Annotated in this window: 17 protein-coding genes; 16 read left to right on the top strand and 1 reads right to left on the bottom strand. The window is 54.3% G+C overall.

What is annotated here, in order from left to right; translation table 11 throughout:
• Positions 1-11: 11 nt before the first annotated feature.
• Complete coding sequence (locus ACOSDM_RS08515) at positions 12-845, bottom strand: universal stress protein (protein WP_420724073.1); 834 nt, start codon at positions 843-845, stop codon at positions 12-14.
• A 138-nt stretch (positions 846-983) separates the two neighbouring features.
• Here ACOSDM_RS08515 and ACOSDM_RS08510 point away from each other — a divergent pair, with 138 nt between their 5' ends.
• From ACOSDM_RS08510 to lpxB, 16 genes are all read left to right on the top strand, one after another.
• Positions 984-2837 carry an ABCB family ABC transporter ATP-binding protein/permease gene (locus ACOSDM_RS08510; protein WP_420724072.1) on the top strand — a complete coding sequence of 618 codons (1854 nt, stop codon included), beginning with the start codon at positions 984-986 and terminating at the stop codon, positions 2835-2837.
• A 176-nt stretch (positions 2838-3013) separates the two neighbouring features.
• Complete coding sequence (rpsB, locus tag ACOSDM_RS08505; RefSeq protein WP_420724071.1) at positions 3014-3871, top strand: 30S ribosomal protein S2; 858 nt, start codon at positions 3014-3016, stop codon at positions 3869-3871.
• Positions 3872-3998: 127 nt separating this feature from the next.
• Positions 3999-4925, top strand: coding sequence for a translation elongation factor Ts (tsf, locus tag ACOSDM_RS08500; protein ID WP_420724070.1), 927 nt, complete (start codon positions 3999-4001; stop codon positions 4923-4925).
• Positions 4926-5068: 143 nt separating this feature from the next.
• Positions 5069-5803, top strand: coding sequence for a UMP kinase (gene pyrH, locus ACOSDM_RS08495; RefSeq protein WP_420724069.1), 735 nt, complete (start codon positions 5069-5071; stop codon positions 5801-5803).
• A 98-nt stretch (positions 5804-5901) separates the two neighbouring features.
• Positions 5902-6456: a ribosome recycling factor gene (gene frr / locus ACOSDM_RS08490; RefSeq protein ID WP_420724068.1), complete on the top strand. Its 555-nt coding sequence runs from the start codon at positions 5902-5904 to the stop codon at positions 6454-6456.
• 38 nt (positions 6457-6494) lie between these two features.
• Entirely contained in the window at positions 6495-7226 is a 732-nt protein-coding gene (locus tag ACOSDM_RS08485; protein ID WP_420724067.1) for an isoprenyl transferase, read from the top strand.
• Complete coding sequence (locus ACOSDM_RS08480; RefSeq protein ID WP_420724066.1) at positions 7223-8086, top strand: phosphatidate cytidylyltransferase; 864 nt, start codon at positions 7223-7225, stop codon at positions 8084-8086. The genes ACOSDM_RS08485 and ACOSDM_RS08480 overlap by 4 nt, the downstream gene beginning before the upstream one ends.
• Positions 8083-9249 (top strand): 1-deoxy-D-xylulose-5-phosphate reductoisomerase, encoded by a 1167-nt coding sequence (locus ACOSDM_RS08475; protein WP_420724065.1) that lies wholly within the window; start codon positions 8083-8085, stop codon positions 9247-9249. Before ACOSDM_RS08480 ends, ACOSDM_RS08475 begins: the two co-directional genes overlap by 4 nt.
• A 15-nt stretch (positions 9250-9264) precedes the next feature.
• Entirely contained in the window at positions 9265-10371 is a 1107-nt protein-coding gene (gene rseP, locus ACOSDM_RS08470; RefSeq protein WP_420724064.1) for an RIP metalloprotease RseP, read from the top strand.
• A 173-nt stretch (positions 10372-10544) separates the two neighbouring features.
• Entirely contained in the window at positions 10545-13016 is a 2472-nt protein-coding gene (bamA, locus tag ACOSDM_RS08465; protein ID WP_420724063.1) for an outer membrane protein assembly factor BamA, read from the top strand.
• 1 nt (position 13017) lies between these two features.
• Positions 13018-13614 (top strand): OmpH family outer membrane protein, encoded by a 597-nt coding sequence (locus ACOSDM_RS08460; RefSeq protein ID WP_420724062.1) that lies wholly within the window; start codon positions 13018-13020, stop codon positions 13612-13614.
• A 14-nt stretch (positions 13615-13628) separates the two neighbouring features.
• A complete protein-coding gene (gene lpxD / locus ACOSDM_RS08455; RefSeq protein WP_420724061.1) occupies positions 13629-14657 on the top strand; it encodes a UDP-3-O-(3-hydroxymyristoyl)glucosamine N-acyltransferase in 1029 nt (342 codons plus the stop codon).
• A 14-nt stretch (positions 14658-14671) separates the two neighbouring features.
• Entirely contained in the window at positions 14672-15139 is a 468-nt protein-coding gene (gene fabZ / locus ACOSDM_RS08450; protein WP_420724060.1) for a 3-hydroxyacyl-ACP dehydratase FabZ, read from the top strand.
• Between the two features lie 16 nt (positions 15140-15155).
• On the top strand, positions 15156-15959 hold the full coding sequence (lpxA, locus tag ACOSDM_RS08445; protein ID WP_420724059.1) for an acyl-ACP--UDP-N-acetylglucosamine O-acyltransferase: 804 nt from the start codon (positions 15156-15158) through the stop codon (positions 15957-15959).
• Between the two features lie 25 nt (positions 15960-15984).
• Entirely contained in the window at positions 15985-16836 is an 852-nt protein-coding gene (locus tag ACOSDM_RS08440) for an LpxI family protein (RefSeq protein WP_420724058.1), read from the top strand.
• Complete coding sequence (gene lpxB / locus ACOSDM_RS08435; protein ID WP_420724057.1) at positions 16833-18011, top strand: lipid-A-disaccharide synthase; 1179 nt, start codon at positions 16833-16835, stop codon at positions 18009-18011. The genes ACOSDM_RS08440 and lpxB overlap by 4 nt, the downstream gene beginning before the upstream one ends.
• The last annotated feature ends 26 nt before the right edge of the window (positions 18012-18037 follow it).

The following is an 18037-nucleotide window of genomic DNA, read 5'->3' as shown; positions in this document are numbered from 1 at the left end:
TAATCGCGGAATCAATGCGACATCAACAGGGGCACCTTTGAATGCCCTATCACATAGCGACTGGCGGAGCCGAACAGCTTGTCCAGCATGGAACTGTGACCATAGGCCCCCATCACAATCAGATCGGCCTTTACCTCATCGGCCAGATCCAGAATCTCCTCACCAGCATGGCCGGAGCGGGAGTGATTGATATGGTCCGCTTTGATCCCCCGGCGCGCCAGATATTCCAGGACTGGCTTTGCCAGATCTTCGCCAACTTTCGGCGCTTTGCCACAGGTGAACAGTTTCACATGCTTCGCCTTTTCAATCATCGGCAGGGAGTCACGCAACGCCCGAATGGCTTCCTTTGAATAAGTCCAGGCGATCAGAACCGAATCGAAGGATTTCAGATCCACCTGATCCACCCCCTTTGGCAAGACCAGAACGGGGCCACCGGCGCCCATCACCAGTTTTTCCGGTAACTGATAAATCAGACGGTCTTCAAAATTATCAAAACTGACCTGGTTCAGGATCGTCAGATCAACGTGATACACTTCTTCCAGCAAGTGTTCTAAATGATCTTCCTCGCCATAGGCCCATTCCCAAGAGATCCCAGCCGAGTCACAAAATTCCCGGACCTGCGCTTCAATCGCACCGGCCTTTTCCTTAGCCGCAGACCGCGCCTCGTGCAGATAAAGCGAGGAGGCGCCACGTCCTTCGGCACCGGCTGGCATATGGACAGGCATCGCCACATACAGGGCAATTAAATGGGCATCCAACTGTTTGGCGATACCAACCGCCGCCTTTAATCGTGTTTCTCGATCAGGGTCGGGTGCAAGGTGAACCAGCAGTGTCTTGATCGACATAAATAACATCCCTTTGCGGCTTTTGCGTTTTCTGACGTAAAACTACCGCCCGGCTTGTATCATTGCAATGCAGGCAATTGCCTTTCAAGCACGTCGATGCCACTTGCTATACCGACCACGCCACCTTATCGAAAGAATATGATGCAATCCGACAGCAAGCCCAAGAATGCGAAACGCCGTGTTCACTTCAAGACACTGTTGTCGGTCGTTCCTTATTTATGGCCAAAGAATCGCACCGGGATAAAGCTGCGCGTGATTGCGGCCATGGGTGCGCTGGCTTTGGCAAAGGTCGCCAATGTCTGGGTGCCCCTGTTCTACCGCGATGCGGTGGATGCGCTCGATAAGCTCTCCAAAACTATGGATACAAGTACATCAACCACAGCGGCGGTCGCGACGGGCGCTGGCATTGCGGCCATTCCGGTTGCCTTACTGTTGGGTTATGGATTGATGCGCCTGATGGCGGTGCTGTTTCAGGAATTGCGGGAAGCGTTGTTTTCCCGTGTCGCCCAGAATGCCATCCGCACGGTCGCCCTGAAGACATTCGAACATCTGCACGGCCTGAGTCTGCGTTTTCATTTGGAACGTCAGACCGGCGGTCTGTCGCGAGTGATAGAGCGGGGGACCAAGGGCATCGAATTCGTCCTGTCCTTCATGCTGTTTAATATCATTCCGACCTTGCTGGAAATTGGCATGGTCTGTGGCATTCTGTGGGGCCTTTTTGATATCAGCTATGCGCTTGTCACCTTTGTGACGATCGTTGGCTATATCGCTTACACGCTGTTGGTGACGGAATGGCGGTTGAAATATCGGCGCCAGATGAATGAAAGCGATACCGTCGCCAATACCAAGGCCATCGATAGCCTGCTGAATTATGAAACCGTCAAATATTTTGGCAATGAGGGGCACGAGGCCCGGCGCTATGACCATGCCCTGCAGCGCTATGAGAATGCGGCGGTACGCTCAATTACCAGCTTGTCAGTGGTAAATGTCGGGCAGGGGGCCATCATTGCCGTGGGACTGGTTGCCCTGATGTTGATGGCTGCCAATGGGGTTGCTGCGAGCGAGCTGACATTGGGTGATTTTGTTCTGGTGAATACCTATCTGATTCAGCTTTATCTGCCGCTTAACTTCCTGGGGTTCGTTTATCGTCAGATCCGCCAGAGTCTGACGGATATGGAAGATATGTTCCAACTGATGGGCGTTCCTTTCGAGGTTCTGGACAAGCCGGCCGCGGTTACGCTTGAAAATCCAGAAGGGGTGTTGCGGTTTCAATCGGTGGATTTCGGCTATGATCCCCGTCGCCCGATTCTGAAAGGGGTGGATTTCACAGTCACGCCGGGCAAAACCCTGGCGATTGTCGGACCATCCGGGGCCGGGAAATCGACGATCAGCCGATTGTTACTCCGGTTCTATGATCCCAGCGCCGGCTCTGTGACGCTGGATGGTGTCGATTTGCGCGACGCAACGCAGCACAGCGTGCGTGCCGCTATTGGAATTGTCCCCCAAGATACTGTCCTGTTCAACGATACCATTGAATACAACATTGCCTATGGTCGCCCAACCGCCAGCCGCGAAGAGGTTCAGGCGGCGGCCAAGCTGGCACGTATTCATGAATTTATTGAAAGCCTGCCGGATGGCTATCACAGCATGGTTGGTGAACGCGGTCTGAAGTTATCCGGCGGCGAAAAGCAGCGCGTCGCAATCGCGCGGGCAATCCTGAAAGGGCCGCGCATCCTGTTGTTTGATGAGGCAACATCCGCCCTGGACACCGCAACCGAGCGGGAAATCCAGAAATCCCTGCGGGAGGTCAGTCAGGGCCGCACAACGCTGGTCATCGCACACCGTCTGTCGACCGTCGTTGATGCCGATGAAATCCTGGTGATGGATGCGGGCCGGGTGGTGGAGCGTGGCACGCATGCGGATCTTGTGACATCCGATGGTGTCTATGCCGCGATGTGGCGCCGCCAACAGGAAAGCACGGACGGAGCATAATCGTCACAAGTTTGCTTGCATTCTAAGGGGTGGCGGTTTATAGCCGCGCTCAACACACACACGGAGCTTCCGGGATGTGGCCGTCATAGGGTCCGTTCCGTCCGGTGCCAGGGGATAAAATCCTGGCTAACCAAGGCTTCGTGGAGGATCAACCGGAGAAGCAAAGGAGCCATTTTATGGCCGTGCCAACTTTTACCATGCGTCAGTTGCTTGAAGCTGGCGTCCATTTCGGACACACCACCCGTCGCTGGAACCCGAAGATGAAACCGTTCATCTTTGGCGAACGCAATGGCATTCATATCATTGACCTGGAACAGTCTGTTCCAATGCTGACCCGCGCGCTGGAAGAAGTCGGCCGTGTTGCTGCTGCTGGCGGTCGCGTGCTGTTCGTCGGCACCAAGCGTCAGGCACAGTCCATCGTGGCTGAAAACGCCCTGAAATGCGGTCAGTACTATGTCAATCACCGTTGGTTGGGCGGCATGCTGACCAACTGGAAGACAATCGCAAATTCAATCAAGCGTCTGAAGACTCTGGAATCCCAGTTCGAAGACGAAGCAAACCTGCAAGGCCTGACCAAGCGCGAGCGCCTGGGTCTGGAACGCGAAAAGGAAAAGCTGGATCGCGCCCTGGGCGGTATCAAGGACATGAGCAACGTCCCGGACGTTATCTTCATCGTCGATACCAACAAGGAATCAATTGCGATCAAGGAAGCCAACAACCTGAATATTCCGGTTATTGCGATCCTCGATTCCAATTCTGATCCAGATGGCGTGACCTTCCCGGTACCGGGCAACGATGATGCCATGCGCGCCATTAACCTGTACTGCGATCTGGTCGCGGGTGCGGTTCTGGGTGGATTGCAGGAATCGATGACGGCTTCGGGTGTTGATCTGGGTGCGGCGGCTGAACCTGCTGTTGAACCTGCCCTGGAAGCAGAATCGGCTGAGGCTCCTGTTGCAGAAGAAACGGCAGCCCCTGCTGTGGAAGAGGCCGCAGCAGAAGACGCACCGGCACAAGACGACGCAAAAGTCTGAGGATCGTCGGGAATATTTGTCGCGACCGTCACTTTGTCACAATTCTGTGGCACAGCGACGGGACGCGCGGCGAACCATTGTTCCCGTAGCCTAACAATTTGAACCGAGAGACGAGAGGAGCATTTCCATGGGCCAGATTACGGCAGGCATGGTGAAGGAACTGCGCGATACGACCGGCGCAGGCATGATGGATTGTAAGAAAGCATTGGCAGAAACCGATGGCAATATGGATGCCGCAGTGGATTGGCTGCGCACCAAGGGCCTTGCCGCTGCTGCCAAGAAAGCCGGACGCGTTGCCGCCGATGGCCTGGTTTCGGTCGTTACCGACGGGACCAAGGGCGCGCTGTTGGAAATCAATGCGGAAACTGACTTTGTTGCCCGTAACGAAGGCTTCCAGACATTTGTAAGCGACGTCGCCATGATCGCATTGACGGAAAATGGCAATGCAGAGAAGGTCTTGACCGCAGCCTATCCCGAAACGGGTCGCACGGTTCAGGAACAGCTGACCCATAACATCGCAACCATTGGCGAGAATATGAGCTTCCGTCGCTGCACGGCGCTGTCGGTCAATGATGGCGTGGTCGCGGGTTATATTCACAGCGCGGTTGCACCGGGCCTGGGTAAGATCGGTGTTCTGGTCGCCCTGGAATCAACCGGCGACAAGGCGAAGCTGGAAGCCTTGGGTAAGCAGATTGCGATGCATATCGCAGCCGCCAAGCCTGAAGCCCTGAATATTGAAGATGTCGATTCCAGCAATCTGGAGCGGGAACGCGCCGTGCTGGTCGAACAGGCTCGCGAATCAGGCAAGCCTGAAAACATCATTGAGAAAATGGTCGAAGGCCGTATCCGCAAATACTATGAAGAAGTAGTGCTGCTGGAGCAGGTATTTGTGATCGACGGTGAAACCAAGGTTCGCAAAGTGGTGGAAAACGCCGCAGCAGATGTCGGTGCCCCTGTTAAACTGAGCGCTTTCACGCGCTATGTCCTGGGTGAAGGCATCGAAAAGAAGGAAGAAGACTTCGCAGCAGAAGTCGCAGCTGCCGTCAAAGGCTGATCCTGACTGCTTTAAAAGGGGGCCGCTTCCAGATTGGGGCGGCCCTTTTTTGTTGCTTTTGTTTTGCCTGAATCGGGGGCTCAGGCCACAATGCGCCCGCTGGAATAATCCCGCCCCAAAGATCTGATCCGTGGAGAATGTGTATGCCCACCGAAACCGGGACCCTTGTCTACAAACGTGTTTTGTTGAAAATCTCCGGCGAGGCCCTGATGGGGGATAGGGAATTTGGATTAGATCCGGAAATAGTGGGGCGAATCGCAGACGAGATTATCAGCGTGCGCTCAATGGGCTGTGAAATCTGTCTGGTCATCGGCGGGGGCAACATCTTTCGCGGTGTTTCGGGCGCTGCCAAGGGAATGGAGCGCACCACGGCCGATTACATGGGAATGCTGGCTACGGTCATGAATGCCTTGGCAATGCAGGCGGCCCTTGAGGCCAAGGGCGTTCCGACACGCGTTCAATCCGCTATTCCCATGGCAACGGTGTGCGAGCCCTATATCCGCCGCCGCGCCACGCGCCACATGGAAAAGGGCCGCATTGTCATTTTCGCTGCGGGCACAGGAAATCCTTTCTTCACCACAGATACAGCCGCTGCCCTGCGCGCATCCGAAATGGATTGCGATGCGATGTTGAAGGCAACGAAGGTGGATGGGGTTTATACAGCGGATCCGATGAAGGACAGCACCGCGACACGATATGATCGATTAAGCTATCATCAGGTTTTGACAGATGATTTACAGGTCATGGATGCCTCCGCCATAACTTTGTCACGCGAGCGCAATATTCCGATCCTGGTTTTCTCGCTTTATGATCCAGGTGCGTTTGCCAAGGTTGTGTGCGGCCAAGGGCGCTTCACCATTGTTACGGACGCTGTGTGATGATCGGTTGGACCCAACCGGGCAAACCAGTTAAAAGGATCACGGTTTAAGCAATCAAAGAGATCCCAAGGGGATCCAGATTAGTGGGAAAGAACGATATGTCTGCAAAAATTAAAGATCTGCGCCGTCGTATGGATGGGGCACTTGATGCATTGGCGACGGAGTTTCAGGGTTTGCGGACTGGGCGCGCCTCTACGGACCTGCTGACCCCCATCCATGTTGACGCCTATGGTGCCTCAATGCCGCTTAATCAGGTGGCCAGCATTTCCGCTCCTGAACCCCGCATGTTGATGGTCACGGTTTGGGATAACAGCATGGTAAAGGCGGTTGAAAAGGCGATTCGTGAATCAGATCTGGGCCTTAATCCCATGACTGAAGGCACGGTGATGCGTATTCCCTTGCCGGAATTAAACCAGGAACGCCGCGCCGAATTGACAAAGGTTGCCGGCAAATATGCGGAACAGGCACGCATTGCGATCCGCAATATTCGCCGCGACGGGATCGATACCCTGAAGCGGGAAGAAAAAGACGGTGATATCGGTCAGGATGAGCTGCATAAAGGCCAGGATGATATTCAGAAATTGACCGATGAGTTCGTCGCCAAGGTCGATGCAGCCCTGGCTGAAAAAGAAAAGGACATCATGCAGGTCTAACGGATCAAGCTTACTCCTTCCCAAAAATGGTCTTTAGCATGGATGCAGATCACGACACCAAACCCACGCCAAAACATGTTGCAATCATTATGGATGGCAACGGTCGATGGGCTAAACAGCGGGGCCTTCCCAGGCTGGCCGGGCACCGTAAAGGGGCAGAGGCTGTGCGGGCAGCGGTCGAGGCTGCGGGCGATATGGGGATCGAGTATCTGACCCTGTTTAGTTTCTCGTCCGAAAACTGGCGACGGCCGGAAACCGAAATCAGTGATCTGATGGGCCTATTGCGTCGCTATCTGAAGTCTGAAATTGCGGAATTGCACGGCAAGAATATCCGCTTTCGGGTGATTGGGGAGCGTAAACGTCTGGCCCCCGATATTCAGAAATTGGTGGAAGAGGCGGAACGCACCACAGAGCATAATTCACGCCAGACCTTAACGCTTGCGCTGTCCTATGGCGGTCGGGCGGAAATCACCGATGCGGCCCGGCGAATTGCGCAATCTGTGAAATTAGGATTGCTGGAGCCTGACGCCGTTAATGAGGCCCTGTTTGAAAATTACCTCTGGTCGGTGGGATTGCCCGATCCGGATCTGATCATTCGCACCAGCGGTGAAAAACGCATCAGTAATTTTCTGCTGTGGCAATGTGCCTATGCAGAACTGTTCTTTACCGATGTATTCTGGCCTGACTTTGACAAATCAGCGTTTCAGCAGGCGGTAGATGATTTTCGCCGCCGTGATCGACGCTATGGCACGACCGCGCATTACGCATGACCGACCCGGCCCCGACACTTTCTCCCAAGCTTGCGTCTGATCTGAAGGTTCGGGCCATTTCCGGCTTTGTGCTGATCCTGATTGCCGCGATAGAGCTGTATATGGGCGGCACGTTTTTTGTTATCTTTGTTGCAGCCATGGCCGCAGGCATGATCTGGGAGGCCCTGGATCTGACCGGGGTTCAGCGGACTGGCCCGCGTTTGCTTGCGATGGGGTTATGCGCGCTTGGTCTGTTGGCGATGATCCCAGCCTTACCGAATCAGGGATTTCCGGTCTGGGTTGCCTTATTATTGATGGCGGGGACCCTGCTGGTCGCCTGGGCGGCATCAACGCGCAAGCGCGCCTTTCCTATGGGAATGGTTGCCGCCGCGTCGGTTTGTCTAGCCTGTTTGACAATGGTTCTGTCTGAGTTGCGGGCAGATTTTTACACGATTCCGCCGCTTATCCTGTTGGTGCCCGCGGTGATCGGTACTGATATCGGGGCTTATTTTACAGGACGCCTTGTTGGCGGGCCGAAGCTGGCCCCCAGGGTCAGTCCAAACAAAACATGGTCTGGCGCAATTGGGGGCGTGGTTTCCGCCATTATTCTGGGCTTGGTGACGATTTATCTGTTCCATGGGGACCTGGTACCGCATTCTGAACTTGAAATGGTGCTGATGTTGGCCGGATTATCCGTGTGCTCCCAAATTGGGGATCTGGTGGAATCCTGGTTGAAGCGCCGAGCGGGACGAAAGGATTCCGGAAACTTGATCCCCGGTCATGGCGGCTTACTGGATCGATTTGACGGGTTTCTGGGGGCATCCCTATTGGGGCTGGGGCCGTGGCTGCTGTATCAGGAGTTTGGGGGCATGATTCCATGACGGGAAAACGCCGCGTGACCATTCTGGGCGCAACCGGCTCTGTCGGGCAAAGCACCCTGGACCTTATTCGTCGCGCGCCCGATCGGTTTGATGTCTATGGATTAAGCGCGCATCGCAATGTTGCCGCCCTGGCGCGGGATGCCAAAGCGTTTGGGGCCAAGGTCGCCGCCATTGCGGATGAGGCGCTGTATGCTGATTTGAAGGCTGCATTGGCTGGCAGTGATTGCATGGCCGTTGCAGGGGAATCGGCGGTCATCGACCTGGCTTCACAGCCAGTGGATTATGTCATGGCAGCAATTGTCGGCGCGGTGGGTCTGAAGCCGACTTTGGCGGCGGTTCGGACCGGCACCTGTGTTGCCTTCGCCAATAAAGAATGTCTGGTTTCAGCTGGTCCTTTAATGATGCAGGAAGTTGCCACTCATGGCGCGACGCTGCTGCCGGTGGATTCAGAGCATAATGCGATATTTCAGGTCTTCGAATCGCATAACAGGGCTGCGATTTCACGATTGATCCTGACCGCGTCTGGTGGCCCGTTCCGAACCTGGAGCGCCCTGGAAATGGTGGCGGCAACACCAGATCAGGCCGTTGCTCATCCCAATTGGGCGATGGGGGCGAAAATCTCCATCGACTCCGCCAGTATGATGAACAAGGGACTGGAACTGATTGAAGCGCATTATCTTTTCGATATGCCGGAAGATAAAATTGAGATCGTGGTTCATCCGCAATCGGTGATCCATTCCATGGTTGAATATGCCGATGGATCGGTTCTCGCTCAGCTGGGCAGCCCCGATATGCGAACGCCGATTGCCAATACCCTGGCCTGGCCCAATCGCATGGAAAGCCCATCTGCCAGGCTGAATTTTCTGGAAACCTGTCGATTGGATTTCGAAGCCCCTGATCCGGCGCGCTTTCCCTCTCTGCGATTGGCTCGGGATGCCTTGATCGCGGGGCCACATGCCCCATGTATCATGAATGCGGCGAACGAGGTTGCGGTTGCAGCTTTCCTGAAAGGGCAGGGACGTTTCTGCGATATCTGGGAAACGGTCGAACGTGTTATCGATGCAATTCCGGCGCGCGCATTAGACAATTTGGACGCTGTTTTCGCCTTGGATGAAGAAGCCCGGGCGAGGGCATTGGAATTCACCGCGCAGGCGGCGGAATAAAGGTAAGGACCCAACATGGACTCTTTCATTGGTGGCATCGGTTATTTCAATGCCGTGATTGTTTTTTGTATTTTGGTCTTTGTTCATGAAATGGGGCACTATCTGGTCGCGCGTTGGTGCGGGGTCCGTATTGAGGTTTTCTCAATCGGATTTGGCAAAGAATTGTTCGGCTGGACCGATAGCCATGGAACGCGATGGAAATTCAGCATCGTTCCCCTGGGGGGATATGTTCGCATGTATGGCGAACACAGCATGGAGTCCGTCCAGGGCGAAACCGGCATGGCGATGACCCAGGAAGATCGCGCTGTTTCCTTTGATCATAAGACCTTAGCCCAACGTTTTGCGATTGTCCTGGCCGGTCCAATGGCCAATTTCATATTCGCAATCGCGGTTCTGGCGCTGTTGTTCGGCGGCGCGGGCATTCGTGAATCCAGAGATGTTGCGACCTATGGCATTGGCGCAATTGTCGCCGACAGCCCGGCAGAACAGGCCGGGTTGATGGAAGGCGATCGCATTCTGTCCATTGACGGTCGTGATATTCCCGATTGGGCGAGCCTGGTTGATGCGGTTCAATCCAGCGAGGGACGGGAGCTTCTGCTTAAGGTCGACCGGGACGGACTGGTCCTGACCAAGCGTTTGCAGCCAAATTTCAACGAGGCGTCGTCAACCTATTTGATTGGCATTCATGCCCCGTTTCAGGTTGTGACCTTTGGACCCTTTCAGTCTGTTGGAATGGCGGCTGAGCGAACCTGGGACTATAGCATCCTGACGCTTTCTGCGATCGGGGAGATTATCACTGGAAACCGCAGCCTGGATGATATGGGCGGGCCAGTAAAAATTGTCGATATGTCCAATCAGGTGGCCCAGCGCGGCGCCCTGGATTTGGTTGTCTTCATGGCGGTTCTGTCCATCAATCTGGGGCTGTTGAACCTGCTGCCCATTCCCATGCTGGATGGGGGACACCTGATGTTCTATGTGATCGAAGCTGTACGCGGAAAACCCCTGAACGAGCGTATGCAGGAATATATGTTGCGGGCTGGATTGGCATTGTTGTTGGGCGTGATGATCCTGGTGACATTAAACGATCTGAAACTCCCGACTTTACTGGGCTTCTCCGGATAGGTGTTCCATCGCGTTTTGAGAACATAACGAATCCGGGCTAAGCAATTTGATTCACATCGCATTTTCCGGTTTAATCTGGACTCAGGATAGGGTATGAACACTGCTGTGATCAGTGTAAGCTGAATCACCAGTGTATCGTTTTGTGTGCGGTTGCTTGAAAAAAGGGCGTGTGGGTGAGGAACAATTCCAATAACGGTTTCGGCCTTGAGATTACGCAAGCGGACCTTGCAGGCTTTGTGGTGGCACAAAAGTCTGAGGGTGGTCCACAAAGGCGTTACACTGGGCTGGGTCATGCGTTTCGGCTCGCCTGTGGTTTTGTTGCATGTCTTCTGCCGCTGACAGTCTCCGTTGATTTCGCCGCCGCACAAACCGTACCGCCAATCGTTGCCCCGCAACCGCAGGGGACGGCACCGGGTGTTTCCGGGTCGGGCTCAAATACTGTTCAGCCCGGATCCCCGACGATCACGCGCATCGAAGTTGAGGGCACCCAGCGGATCGAGCGTGAAACCGTTCTTTCCTATATTGGTGTGCGGGAAGGCGATCAGATTGATTCGCGTGGCGTGAATCAGGCGTTGAAAACCTTGTTTGCAACCGGCTTGTTTGCCGATGTCAGCATGCAGATGAGCGGCAATACGCTGGCCATCCGGGTGGTAGAGAATCCGATCATCAACCGAATCGCGTTTGAGGGGAACAAGCGTCTGGATGATGAGACACTGCAGACGGAAACCCAATTGCGTCCCCGCGTCGTTTATACGCGCACCCGGGTTCAAACCGATGTTCAGCGCATTATTGATTTGTATCGGCGTAACGGTCGTTTTGCCGCAAAGGTTGAGCCCAAGGTCATTCAATTGGAGCAGAACCGGGTCGATCTGGTCTTTGAAATTAATGAAGGCGCATTGACGGGCATTGAAAATATCGGTTTCGTCGGGAACAAGTATTTCTCAGACAGCGCCTTGCGTGAAGTACTGGTCACCAAAGAGACCCGTTGGTACCGCTTCCTATCCAGCTCTGACACCTATGATCCAGACAAGCTGACATTTGATCGGGAATTGCTCCGTCGCCATTATCTCGCCAGCGGGTTTGCTGATTTTCGGGTGTCGTCTGCCGTTGCCGAGCTTTCGGAAGACCAGGAAAACTTTTTCATCACCTTCACAGTGGATGAGGGTGAGCGCTACAAATTTGGTAAGTTTGATCTGACATCCAAGATTCCCGATATCGATCCGGAAACTCTAAAGCCTGTGATCGAGTTGGAAACCGGCGATTGGTATAATGCCGATGCAGTGGATGACACAATTGTCGCCATTACAAACGCCGTAGGCGATTTGGGCTATGCGTTTGTGGATGTTCGGCCCATCGTAAACCGCGATAAAGATGCGCTGACGATTGATATCACCTTTGAAATTCAGGAAGCACCACGCGTATTTGTGGAGCGTATTGAGGTGCGCGGCAACGTGCGCACCCTGGACGAAGTTGTTCGTCGCGAATTCCTGCTTGTGGAAGGGGATGCCTTCAACGCCACCAAATTGCGCCGCTCCCGTCAGCGTATTGAGGATTTGAATTTCTTCTCTAATGTTGAAGTAACGAACGTTCCTGGTTCAGACCCCGACAAGACCGTCGTGATGGTTGATGTCGAGGAACAGTCAACGGGGGAACTGTCAATCGGGGCCGGGTTCTCCACAGCCGATGGCGCCTTGGGTGAAATTCAGATGCGGGAACGCAATCTGCTGGGGCGGGGTCAAGATCTGCGGTTGGGGACAACGCTGTCACAGCGTCGCACGACGATCGATTTTTCCTTCACTGAACCATATTTCCTGGACCGTGAGCTCTCAGCTGGCCTGGACCTGTTCCATACCGTTATCGACCGTCAGGATATTGCGTCTTATGACAGTCAGGAAACCGGCGCGGGCGTTCGTCTTGGATATGATTTCAATGAAGACTGGCGGCAACAGGTTCGCTATCGCCTTTCCCAGGAAACCATTGAAAACGTTGATCCAAATGCCAGTAGCTTCGTGAAGGCCTCCGCCGGCGACGATCTTGTATCAACTTTCGGGCAGACACTGACCTATGATAAGCTGAACAGCCGATTGGACCCCACCGATGGCTATCTTATTGCTCTGGGAACCGATTTAGCCGGATTTGGTGGGTCTGTGCGGTATCTTAAGTCTACCCTGTCAGGATCCCATTATCTGCCAATTACCGATGAGATGCGTCTGGTGACCCGCGCTGAAGTCGGGTCATTGATCGGATTGGGCGACGATATCCGATTGAACGACCGCTTCCTGTTGGGCGGTGACAATCTGCGCGGTTTCGCAAATGGGGGCGCTGGACCGCGCGATTCCATCAGTGGCGATTCCCTTGGTGGGGAACGTATGGCCAATGGGTCGATTGAACTGGTTTTCCCGCTAGGGCTTCCAGATGAATTCGGTGTTTCCGGGGCCGTCTTTACGGATGCCGGTTATCTTTCGGGGGTTGATTCCGGTGGCACGACCATTCAGGATACCGGTTCAATACGCGCGTCAGTGGGGACCGGTATCAAATGGGTCTCGCCATTCGGCCCGATCCGGGTTGATTTCTCTCAGGCCGTGTTAAAGGAAGATTTCGATGATACTGAAATTTTCCGCTTCAACTTCGGAACGAGGTTCTAAAATGATCCGTATTATGCCGCTTTCTGCGGCTGGATTGGCCCTTTTTATGGGGCTGATCGCCGTTGGATACAGTGTTTCCACACCTGCTATCTCCTACGCACAAGATGTCGTCGCTCCGAAGATCGCTGTTCTGGATGTCCCGGAAATTGAACGACGTGCCTTGGTTTGGCAGGATTTACGCGTCAAATTCAAGAAAGCAAATGAGGCGACGCTGGCCGAATTGCGTCAAATGCAGGCCAGTCTGGAAGAGGATGGAAAAGCCTTGCAGCAACAGCAGGCCATTCTTTCCGCAGACGCTTTTGCGGCCAAACGCAAAGAATTCGAAGAACGTCTGCAGCAATCAAACAAGAAAGCAGCGGAACGTAAGCAAGCGATGGAAAAAGCTTTGGCTGAAGCAAAAGGCCAAATTGTAACTTACTATCGTGAAATTGTCGGTGAAATCGCCACATCCAATGGTATCAACCTGATTTTGGATCGGTCCGTCGGGGATCCAACCATCGTTCTGGCAACGGATGATATTGAAATCACTGATATCGTGATTGAACGGTTGGATAAGCGCGTTCAGACAATCGATTTTACCGTACCACCCGCTCAATAGCATCGACGGTTTTTATGGCGGACAAACGATTCTTCCAGAAGGCCGGCCCGTTTTTGCTGAAAGAATTGGTCGACACTGTTGGCTGCGCAGTTGTTGATGGCGCGCAAACAGATGTTTCCATTGCGGATGTTGGGACCCTGGATGGGGCCGGGCCGGATACTTTAAGTTTCTTTTTCAATCGGCGCTATAAATCGGCGCTGGGTCAAACCAAAGCGGGCGCTGTTTTGATAACCAAGCAGGATGCAGAATTCCTGCCGCCGGCGACGATTGGCCTGATTTCAAAAGATCCTTATTACGATTTCGCAAAAATATCCCAGTTATATTATCCTCTTCCGCCCGTTGAGCCCTTTTTGCACCCAACAGCCCACATAGATGAAACCGCGACCCTTGATCCCAGCGTTCGATTAGAGGCCGGGGCCAGTATCGCGGCGCATGTTGTACTGGGGAAGGGCGTTGTTATCGGCGCGAATTCGGTTATCGATACAGGCGTTACAATAGGTGCTGGCAGCCGAATTGGTCCTAACGTCTATATCGGCTATGCAGATATTGGGGAGGGCTGCCAAATTCTTCCTGGCGCGCGCATCGGAACGCGTGGATTTGGGTTCGCGATGAGTGGTCGGGGCCACCTGGATATCCCCCAGACCGGCAGTGTTAAGGTCGGAAACTATGTTGAAATCGGCGCAAATACGGCCATTGATCGCGGCATGGGGCCGGATACGGTTATAGGCGATGGCTGCAAGATTGATAACCTTGTTCAAATCGGGCACAACGTTGTCTTAGGACGCGGCTGTGTTTTGGCGGGTCAATCCGGTATCGCAGGCAGCACAAAGCTGGGCGATTTTGTGGCCTGTGGTGCGCAATCTGGCATTGCCGGGCACCTTTCAATCGGCGACGGGGCACAAGTGGCGGCAAAGAGTGGCGTGATCGGCAATGTTGAGCCTGGGGAGAAGGTGGGGGGCTATCCTGCTACATCAATGCGCCAATGGCTTAAACAACATGCTTTTGTAGCTGCGTTGATGCGTAAGGGGCAGAATAATAAATAAGAGATGAGCAAATCATGGATGACATAAAAACAGATTACCTGGACGATATTGATGTTTTAAAGGTGATGGAGCGTATTCCGCATCGCTATCCCTTCCTGATGATCGACCGGATTGATAATGTTGTTCCGTATGAAAGCGCAGTTGGCATCAAATGCGTATCCATCGGAGAACCGCATTTTCAAGGACATTTCCCTGGGAAGCCTGTAATGCCGGGCGTTTTGATCATTGAAAGCATGGCACAAACCGCCGGTGTTATGGTTGTGACCAGCCTGGGCCCAGAGTCCGAAGGAAAGCTGGTCTATTTCATGTCCATCGAAGAGGCGAAGTTCCGGCGCCCCGTCGTTCCCGGCGACCGCATGGAAGTTCATGTCGTCAAGAAACAAAACAGGGGCCAGGTTTGGAAATTCCGTGGGGAAGCCCGTGTCGACGGCAAAGTCGTCGCAGAAGCCACATTTTCCGCAATGATACGGGACAAACCCTAGGGTCAGGACCCATTTAATGACCAATATTCATCCCAGCGCCATTGTTGATCCTCTGGCAACCCTGGCCGACACCGTCCGCGTGGGGCCATTTTGCAGCATCGGCCCGAATGTCGTGTTGGACGCGGATGTGCATTTGCATTCCCACGTCGTTATCAATGGCCGCACCAAAATAGGCGAGGGGTCGGAAATATTCCCCTTCGCCAGCATCGGCATGGCGCCGCAGGATTTGAAGTATCGTGGCGAGGAGTCCTTCCTGGAAATTGGGAAGCGGAATAAGATCCGTGAATATGTGACCATGAATCCCGGCACAGAGGGCGGCGGTTTGCTGACCCGGGTCGGAGATGATTGTCTGTTCATGGTGGGCGCGCATGTGGCACATGATTGTATGGTCGGAAATAATGTCATTCTGGCCAATAATGCGACCCTGGCAGGGCATGTGACGGTTGGAGATTTCGCCATTATTGGTGGCTTGTCAGCGGTCCATCAATTCGTCCGTATCGGCCCGCATGCCATGATCGGTGGCATGTCTGGCGTTGAAAATGACGTCATCCCCTATGGTTCCGTGATGGGGGACAGGGCCAGCCTGTGTGGATTGAATGTGGTCGGCCTGAAACGGCGCGGCTTTGATAAGGAAACCATTCACAGAATGCGCTCTGCCTATCGCATGCTGTTTGCAGATGAAGGCACGATCAAGGAACGCGTCGCAGATGTTGCTGAAATCTTCGGCACAGACGAGGCCGTGAAACAGATCGTCGATTTCGTTCAGGCGCAGTCCAGCCGTGGACTGACGCAGCCGCGCGCTCTTGGACAGGCGGACTAGGCAAATAACAGGATTGGACGTCGCCATGATGCCCTTTGAAAAACTGGGAATAGTGGCGGGACGCGGGGATCTGCCGCTAAAGGTCGCTCAACGCGCCAGCGGCATGGGGGTGGATGTCACAGTCCTGATCCTGAAGGATCAGGCTGATCCGTCCTTGTATCAGGAACAATATGCCTGTCACGTTATTCGTATGGGGGCCGCCCAGACATCCATCGATCTGGTCCGCAGTCTTGGCATTCGTGATCTGGTCTTTGTTGGCGCGGTCAATCGTCCATCCCTCTTTGAGCTTCGTCCGGATAAAAAGGCACTGACCATCGTGGGCAGCAGCCTTATGAAATTGGGCGATGATGGGCTTCTACGCTCCGTGATAACCTATCTGGAAGAGAAAGAGGGGCTGTTTGTTCATCCCATCCATACCATTCTGGATGATATCATGCCGGAATCTGGACAATTGGGCGCGCTTGCGGTGCCATTGGACGTACAGCCTGATATCGATAAAGGATGCGCGGTTTTGAACGCCATGGCCGGACTGGATATCGGTCAGGCGGTCGTGGTTCAGAATGGCGTAATCCTGGGCGTCGAAGCAGCGGAAGGGACCGATGCTCTTATTAATCGCTGCGGTCATTTGAAGCGCGCGGGGCAAGAAGGCGGCCATGGACCCGTTCTGGTGAAATTGAGCAAGCGGCAACAGACGGAGCGTGCCGATTTGCCGACCATTGGACCCGATACCATCAGCGCCGCCGCAAGGGCAGGATTTTCCGGTGTGGTCATTCAGGCGGGCCGCAGCCTGTTGGTGTCTAAGGCTGAGACGATTGCGGCCGCGGATTCTGCTGGTTTGTTTCTATTGGCTGTGACGGATGGGGACGACACAAAGTGACGCAGCCGTCGCGCCCCTTGAAGGTCTTCATATCAGCCGGCGAAGTTTCCGGCGACATTCTGGGTGGGCGCTTGATCGCCGCCCTGAAAAAGCTATCGCCCCAGGGCATTGAACTGCAGGGGATTGGCGGACCGGAAATGGAAAAGGAAGGGCTGCATAGCCTGTTTCCCCTATCCGATTTGGCGATCATGGGGGTGATCGAGATCCTGCCACATATCCCGAAACTGAAGCGCCGAATTGCCCAGGCGGCACAGGCGGCCATCCGCTTTGATCCCGATGTTATGGTGACGATTGATGCGCCTGGTTTCAACAAGCGCCTGGCGCGCGCCTGCGGGGCCACAGTATGGCCCAAAGTCCATTATGTCGCGCCCACGGTCTGGGCCTGGCGACCAAAGCGGGTCTTTGCGTTCAAGGCCTTGTTCGACCGCTTGCTGTGCCTGTTGCCGTTCGAACCGCCCTATTTTGAGGCTGTTGACCTGAAAGCAGACTTTGTTGGCCATTCCATTCTGGAAAGTGGTGCCGACACAGGGAATGGCCCCGGGTTTAGAAAGCGATTTGGCATTGCCTCTGATGCATCGGTGCTGTGTGTCCTGCCAGGGTCCAGACGTGGCGAAATGGAGCGACTGCTGCCAGTGTTTAAGGATGCTGTCGCAGAAACAAAGATAAAACATCCAGGTTTGCACGTGATTATCCCGGCTGTGCCGCATCTGGTACAGGCAATTAAGGCACAAGCAGCAGATTGGCCGGTTGATGTGACTGTTCTGGAAGATCAGTCGCAGAAATATGATGCCATGGCCGCGTCAAATGCGGCGCTGGCAGCGTCTGGTACCGTCGCCCTGGAATTGGCATTGGCGCGGGTGCCAACGGTTATTGCCTACAAGATCAATGGGCTGACCCATTTTCTGGTGCGGCGCTTGATCAAAACACAATATGCCCATTTGCTGAACATTCTGGCCCAACGCGAAATTGTGCCGGAACGCATTCAAAGTGACTGTCTGGCAGGCCAATTGGCCCAGGATATTGATGCCCTTTTGGGGCCGTCTGGCGCCCAACAGGCGTCACTGCTGGCACCCTATCTGGATCAGTTGAAACCATCAGGCGAGGATGCGCCAAGCGTGGCAGCCGCCCGCATGATCCTTGCCAGTCTGACCATAAAAAACGCGGCCCAACAGTAAGTTGAGCCGCGTTCTTCATGTCAGAT

The organism is Hwanghaeella sp. LZ110, assembly GCF_048892525.1.
Taxonomy (GTDB): domain Bacteria; phylum Pseudomonadota; class Alphaproteobacteria; order UBA8366; family Aestuariispiraceae; genus Pacificispira.
Note: the sequence above shows the minus strand (reverse complement) of the source record. Positions and strands in the feature narration are given on the sequence as shown.

Excerpts from the sequence above, each read along its gene's own strand:
- ACOSDM_RS08515 (WP_420724073.1), bottom strand. The coding sequence starts at position 845 with ATGTCGATCAAGACACTGCTGGTTCACCTTGCACCCGACCCTGATCGA.
- ACOSDM_RS08510 (WP_420724072.1), top strand. The coding sequence starts at position 984 with ATGATGCAATCCGACAGCAAGCCCAAGAATGCGAAACGCCGTGTTCAC.
- rpsB (WP_420724071.1), top strand. The coding sequence starts at position 3,014 with ATGGCCGTGCCAACTTTTACCATGCGTCAGTTGCTTGAAGCTGGCGTC.
- tsf (WP_420724070.1), top strand. The coding sequence starts at position 3,999 with ATGGGCCAGATTACGGCAGGCATGGTGAAGGAACTGCGCGATACGACC.
- pyrH (WP_420724069.1), top strand. The coding sequence starts at position 5,069 with ATGCCCACCGAAACCGGGACCCTTGTCTACAAACGTGTTTTGTTGAAA.
- frr (WP_420724068.1), top strand. The coding sequence starts at position 5,902 with ATGTCTGCAAAAATTAAAGATCTGCGCCGTCGTATGGATGGGGCACTT.
- ACOSDM_RS08485 (WP_420724067.1), top strand. The coding sequence starts at position 6,495 with ATGGATGCAGATCACGACACCAAACCCACGCCAAAACATGTTGCAATC.
- ACOSDM_RS08480 (WP_420724066.1), top strand. The coding sequence starts at position 7,223 with ATGACCGACCCGGCCCCGACACTTTCTCCCAAGCTTGCGTCTGATCTG.
- ACOSDM_RS08475 (WP_420724065.1), top strand. The coding sequence starts at position 8,083 with ATGACGGGAAAACGCCGCGTGACCATTCTGGGCGCAACCGGCTCTGTC.
- rseP (WP_420724064.1), top strand. The coding sequence starts at position 9,265 with ATGGACTCTTTCATTGGTGGCATCGGTTATTTCAATGCCGTGATTGTT.
- ACOSDM_RS08460 (WP_420724062.1), top strand. The coding sequence starts at position 13,018 with ATGATCCGTATTATGCCGCTTTCTGCGGCTGGATTGGCCCTTTTTATG.
- lpxD (WP_420724061.1), top strand. The coding sequence starts at position 13,629 with ATGGCGGACAAACGATTCTTCCAGAAGGCCGGCCCGTTTTTGCTGAAA.
- fabZ (WP_420724060.1), top strand. The coding sequence starts at position 14,672 with ATGGATGACATAAAAACAGATTACCTGGACGATATTGATGTTTTAAAG.
- lpxA (WP_420724059.1), top strand. The coding sequence starts at position 15,156 with ATGACCAATATTCATCCCAGCGCCATTGTTGATCCTCTGGCAACCCTG.
- ACOSDM_RS08440 (WP_420724058.1), top strand. The coding sequence starts at position 15,985 with ATGATGCCCTTTGAAAAACTGGGAATAGTGGCGGGACGCGGGGATCTG.